Consider the following 5,210-nt stretch of genomic DNA (forward strand, 5'->3'; position numbering starts at 1 on the left):
AGTCATCCACGCCAAATGCTCTCCCACGGGCTTCGATCCCAGAGGGCTTACGGGCTGTGGATAACTGTCCAAACTCATTTGCCTAAACATCGAAAACGAAAGATACAAGGGAGAAATGAGCAGCAATGCCCCAACTGAAGCCCCCCCTATCCCCCCGCCAACTCCCACAAAGGGAGCGAGCAAAATCAACGCCAACCCCGATTTTTAATAAAAACAGGCTCTAGCGCTTATTCAGAAAGCGCAAGCAGCTATCTTTTTAGATATGTCCAGGTGCCACTCACAACCGGTGCGACCGATCCCCGTGCGCAAACCCCACAGGCTCCCACGGCTCGCCTGCGCCGACGGCCAGCACCTTGAACAGCTCGCCCATTTCGTGTTCCATGATCAATTTGGCCGCTGTCGCCCGTCCCGCTTGCGGTAGCAGCTCCATTTTTGGTAGCAAACCGCAGTTGATGAGGAAATGCGCCTGCGTGGTGTAGCCCAGCACGTTCAGGCCCGCCTCCTGCGAGGCCAGCGCCATGGCGGTGAAGTTGACGTGGGCCGTGATGTCCTTCAAGCCCACTTGCACCAGCGGGTCGCCATCGGCCAGATGGCCTTGGTGGCACATCACCGTGCCCATGTGGCGCTGCGGGTGGTAGTACTCGCTCTCGCCAAAACCATAGTCCAGCAAGAAGGCTGCGCCGCGCACGAGCCGGTCGGCCAGCATGCGCATGAAGCCTTCGCCCTGGGCGTGGATCTCGGTCAGGTAGTCCTGTGGGCCTTCGATGTCGATGGGCGGGCGCAGGTCGGTGGGGCGGTCGGCCCAGGCAAAGCTGCCGTCGTCCTGCACCACCACGCCACGCTCATGCCACACGCCGCCTTGCCGGCCACCGTGTCGCGCGAGCAGCTGCACGGGCATGGCGTCGAGCACCTCGTTGCCCACCACAACGCCGCTGAACGTTTCGGGCAGCGCATCCACCCAGCGCAGCTTGTGGGCGTGCGCCACCAGCTTGGCCTGCTGGCGCGCGCGCAGGCTGCCCGACAGATCGACGATGGTGTAGCGCTGCACCTGATCGCCCAGCGTTTCCAACAGTTGCAGCGCCAGCGCGCCGGAGCCCGCGCCAAACTCCCACACCTCGTCGGTCCCGGTGTGCGCCAGGGCCTCGCCCACCTGCACGGCCAGCGTCTGGCCGAACAACGGGGTCATCTCGGGCGCGGTCACAAAGTCGCTGCCGGACTCGGGCATGGCACCGAATTTGGTGGAATCGTTGGCGTAGTAGCCCAGGCCGGGCGTGTACAGGGCCAAGGCCATGAAGCGGTCAAAACCCAGCCATCCGCCCTCGGCGGCAATGGCCTGGGTGATGTGCTGGTGCAGGGCGGTCGTTAAACTGTCGGGTCTTTGGGTCACGGCCCGCATTGTCTCCCAGCCCACATGACCCCACCCACCCACGCACCGTTCTGGTCACAGGCGCCGCCAAGCGCCTGGGCCGCAGCATTGCGCTGGCCCTGGCGGCGGGCGGTTGGCAGGTGGCGGTGCACTATCGCTCATCGCAGCAGGATGCTATCGATACCGTAGCTGCTTGCGCACTAATGACAAGCGCTAGCGCCCATTTTGATGCTGATTTTGACGACGAAGCTGCCGTGCGTGGCCTGTTGCCCCGCGTGGTGGCGCACTTTGGCCGTGTGGATGCGGTGGTCAACAGCGCATCCTTGTTTGAGCACGACAACGTTGAGACCTTTGGTTTTGCCGCGCTCGAAAAACACCTGCGCAGCAACACCGCCGCCCCCGTGCTGCTGGCCCAGGCGCTGCACCAGCATGTGGCCGACCGCGTTGCCCAGGGCGAGGCCGACGCGCAGGGCGCCGTGGTCAACCTGCTGGACCAGAAGCTCTGGAACCAGAACCCCGATTTTGTGAGCTACACGCTTTCCAAGGCCGCACTCGAAGCTGCGGGCACCATGCTGGCCATCGCCCTGGCGCCGCGCGTGCGCGTGGTGGGTGTGGCGCCCGGCCTCACGCTGACGAGCCACATGCTCAGCGACGAAAAGTTCGCTCAGCTGCATGCGCTGTCCCCGCTGGGCCGCTCGTCCACTGCTGAGGACGTGGCCGCCACCGTGAAGTTCGCGTTGGAGAACCGGTCAATGACCGGCACCACGCTGCTGGTCGATGGTGGCCAGCACCTGATGAAGTTTGACCGCGATTTCTCTTTGATGTGAGCGTACGCTCACTCCAGGACCTATTCATGACCACCGCTGCAGGCACCCAGATCCTCACGCTCACCGGTTTGCGCTTTGACGCCAACCTGGGCATCCTCGACCACGAAAAAACCGACCCCCAGCCCATCCAGGTCGATGCCGAACTGAGCCTGGGCGTGCAGCCGCTGGCCCCGCGCGACGACGACATCGGCCATGTGCTGGACTACCGGCGTGTGCGCCAGATCATCATCGACGAGTGCACGGCCGAGCATGTGAACCTGCTGGAGAGCCTGATCGGCAAGCTGGCCAACCGCCTGATGCAGTTGCCCGGCGTGCTGGGCGTGCGGGTGAAGATTGCCAAACTCGAAATTTTTGACGACTGCGAAGTGGCCATTCGCATTGAGACAGGACAGTGGTGACCCCATGAGCGCAGTATTGAATGAAGCCCCCACATCCAACCCCGGCTCCGCCCAATCCACCGGCTGGACGGAGGAAAGCGCCGAAGCCACCAGCGGCGCCGCCCGCATGAAGATCGAGCGCGAAACCCACAAGCTCGAAAAGCGCCTGTGCCGCGAGGTGGGCAAGGCCATCGTCGACTTCAACATGATTGAAGAAGGCGACAAGGTGATGGTGTGCATGTCGGGCGGCAAGGACAGCTACGCGCTGCTGGACATCCTGCTCAAGCTCAAGGCCCGCGCGCCCATCCACTTTGACCTGGTGGCCGTGAACCTGGACCAGAAGCAGCCCGGGTTCCCGGAGCACATCCTGCCCGAGTACCTGGCCACCACCGGCGTGCCGTTCCACATCGAGAACGAAGACACCTACAGCATCGTCAAGAAGCTGATCCCCGAAGGCAAGACCACCTGCAGCCTGTGCAGCCGCCTGCGCCGGGGCATTCTGTACCGCGTGGCCGACGAGCTGGGTTGTACCAAGATCGCGCTGGGCCACCACCGCGACGACATATTGCAGACGCTGCTGCTCAACATGTTCTTTGGCGGCAAGATGAAAAGCATGCCGCCCAAGCTGGTGAGCGACGATGGCAAGCATGTGGTGATCCGCCCCCTGGCCTACGTGGCCGAGAAAGACACCACCCGCTGGGCCGCGCACCGCAACTTCCCCATCATCCCGTGCAACCTGTGCGGCAGCCAGGAGAACCTGCAGCGCAAGCAGGTGGGGGAGATGCTGCGCGAATGGGAAAAGCGGTTCCCCGGCCGCGTGGAGAACATGTTCAATGCGCTGCAGAACGTGGTGCCCTCGCACCTGCTGGACGGCAGCCTGTTCGACTTCAAGAACGCCAGGGCCACGGGCATTGCCAGCGAAAACGGCGACAAGGCGTTTGACAAGGAAGAGTTTGCAGCGCCCACGCCTTCGTTACCAGGTGTTCAGGTGGTGCAGTTGTCGTGAACCTCGTGCGGCCACGGGCACTCCCACAGCCTTTGCCACCTGCGCGCAGGATGGCCTGCTGACACCGACTGAGGAGCCACTGCCATGACACTGTTCACTACACCACACCGCTGGACGGCTGCCCTGCTGCTGGGCCTGGCCACCGCCCTGCTCGCAGGTTGCAGCACCACCCGCATCGTCGATGGGCGGGTGCAGAGTTTTTCAACACTGAATGCGCTGCCGAGCCCCGCCACCTACCGGCTGGAGCGCCTGCCGTCGCAGCAAACCCCGTCGTTCGACCCCATTGCCCAATTGGCAGAACAAGCCCTGGCCCGCGTGGGTCTGCAGCGCGACGACGCTGGCGCCCCCCGCCTGCTGGTGCAGATCGGCGTGCAGGCCGACAACGTGCCGCGGGTGGACCCCTGGTCCTATCCTCACGGCCCGCACGGCTTCTACGGCCCCTCGCCCTGGGCATTTAACGGTGGGTTTGGTGGCGGTTGGCACGGCCGGGGCTGGGGCGTGGGCGGCATCTGGCGCATGGGTGGACCCACGCCGCTGCACCGCCGCGCCGTCAGCCTGGTCATGCGCGATGCCCAGACCCAGGCCGTGGTGTACGAAACATCGGCCGTGCACGAAGACGTGTGGGTGAGCGACCCTGCCGTGTACGGCGTACTGCTGGATGCAGCGCTGCAAGGCTTCCCCCAGCCGCCGCAAGGCCCACGGCAGGTGCGCCTGCCCTTTACACCCGCATCGGCAGTAGCGCCAGCGCCCTCCCCCGCCCAGCCGGGTGTGGTGGTGCCTGCTGCACCGGCCCGCTGATTCAACCTTTGACCCTTCCCCTCTACCCGCCTGCATGCAAGCCACCCGCATCGTTGCCATCCGCCACGGCGAAACCGCCTGGAACGTGGACACCCGCATCCAGGGCCACCTGGACATTCCGCTCAACGACACGGGCCTGTGGCAGGCCGATCAGGTCGCAAAAGCACTGGCGGGAGAGCCCATTGCCGCCATCTACACCAGCGACCTGAAGCGCGCCCACGCCACCGCGCAGGCCGTGGCCCGCACCACGGGCGCGCCGCTGACCACCGAACTCGGGCTGCGCGAACGCAGCTTTGGCCACTTTCAGGGCCGCACGTTTGCCGAGATCGAGGCCGAGCTGCCCGAAGACGCGCTGCGCTGGCGCAAGCGCGACCCGCACTACACCCCCGAGGGCGGCGAGTCGCTGGTCACGCTGCGCGAGCGCATTGAACGCATCGTGACCACTCTGGCGCAGCAGCATGTGGGTGAGCAGGTGGTGATGGTGGCGCACGGCGGTGTGCTGGATGTGCTGTACCGCCTGGCCACACGCCAGGACATCCAGGCGCCGCGCACCTGGCAGCTCGCCAACGCCGCCATCAACCGCCTGCTGTGGACACCCGACGGCCTCACGCTGGTCGGCTGGGCAGACACACAGCACCTGGACAACAAAGCAGCGCGCGATGAAACCCATTCCTGAAGCACTGCAGTCCACCGTGGGGCAACGCGTGGACCTGATCGACACCCCGGCCTTGGTGGTGGACCTGGACGCCATGGACCGCAACATCCAACGCATGGCCGAATTTGCCCGCAAGCACCAGGTGCGCTGGCGGCCCCACGCCAAGCTGCACAAAAGCGCC

Annotated in this window: 6 protein-coding genes and 1 pseudogene; 6 read left to right on the top strand and 1 reads right to left on the bottom strand. The window is 64.9% G+C overall.

The annotated features are described in order from the left end of the window. Positions 1-277 precede the first annotated feature (277 nt). The gene (locus ACK41V_RS23195; RefSeq protein WP_409785972.1) at positions 278-1,396 is read right to left on the bottom strand and encodes a class I SAM-dependent methyltransferase; all 1,119 of its coding nucleotides are present in this window, start codon (positions 1,394-1,396) and stop codon (positions 278-280) included. On the opposite strand from ACK41V_RS23195, the gene ACK41V_RS23200 reads away from it, so the two are divergent. The 6 genes and pseudogenes from ACK41V_RS23200 to ACK41V_RS23225 all read left to right on the top strand — a co-directional run. Next, complete coding sequence (locus ACK41V_RS23200; RefSeq protein ID WP_409785974.1) at positions 1,396-2,193, top strand: SDR family oxidoreductase; 798 nt, start codon at positions 1,396-1,398, stop codon at positions 2,191-2,193. The genes ACK41V_RS23195 and ACK41V_RS23200 overlap by 1 nt on opposite strands. Positions 2,194-2,219: 26 nt before the next feature. After that, positions 2,220-2,591 carry a dihydroneopterin aldolase gene (locus ACK41V_RS23205; protein ID WP_008907163.1) on the top strand — a complete coding sequence of 124 codons (372 nt, stop codon included), beginning with the start codon at positions 2,220-2,222 and terminating at the stop codon, positions 2,589-2,591. A 4-nt stretch (positions 2,592-2,595) separates the two neighbouring features. After that, a complete protein-coding gene (gene ttcA / locus ACK41V_RS23210; protein WP_409785976.1) occupies positions 2,596-3,576 on the top strand; it encodes a tRNA 2-thiocytidine(32) synthetase TtcA in 981 nt (326 codons plus the stop codon). 84 nt (positions 3,577-3,660) lie between these two features. Next, complete coding sequence (locus tag ACK41V_RS23215; protein WP_409785978.1) at positions 3,661-4,374, top strand: DUF4136 domain-containing protein; 714 nt, start codon at positions 3,661-3,663, stop codon at positions 4,372-4,374. A 34-nt stretch (positions 4,375-4,408) separates the two neighbouring features. Beyond that, a complete protein-coding gene (locus ACK41V_RS23220) occupies positions 4,409-5,050 on the top strand; it encodes a histidine phosphatase family protein (protein WP_409785980.1) in 642 nt (213 codons plus the stop codon). Continuing rightward, positions 5,034-5,210 (top strand): annotated as a pseudogene (locus ACK41V_RS23225) (DSD1 family PLP-dependent enzyme); the annotation flags it as partial. The gene ACK41V_RS23220 and the pseudogene ACK41V_RS23225, both read left to right, overlap by 17 nt.

The sequence above is a fragment of the Acidovorax sp. genome, assembly GCF_046291265.1.
Classification (GTDB): Bacteria; Pseudomonadota; Gammaproteobacteria; order Burkholderiales; family Burkholderiaceae_C; genus Acidovorax.

What these genes read in the sequence shown, in the direction of transcription:
- ACK41V_RS23195 (WP_409785972.1), bottom strand. Translation starts at nt 1,396, where the DNA reads ATGCGGGCCGTGACCCAAAGACCCGACAGTTTAACGACCGCCCTGCAC.
- ACK41V_RS23205 (WP_008907163.1), top strand. Translation starts at nt 2,220, where the DNA reads ATGACCACCGCTGCAGGCACCCAGATCCTCACGCTCACCGGTTTGCGC.
- ttcA (WP_409785976.1), top strand. Translation starts at nt 2,596, where the DNA reads ATGAGCGCAGTATTGAATGAAGCCCCCACATCCAACCCCGGCTCCGCC.
- ACK41V_RS23215 (WP_409785978.1), top strand. Translation starts at nt 3,661, where the DNA reads ATGACACTGTTCACTACACCACACCGCTGGACGGCTGCCCTGCTGCTG.
- ACK41V_RS23220 (WP_409785980.1), top strand. Translation starts at nt 4,409, where the DNA reads ATGCAAGCCACCCGCATCGTTGCCATCCGCCACGGCGAAACCGCCTGG.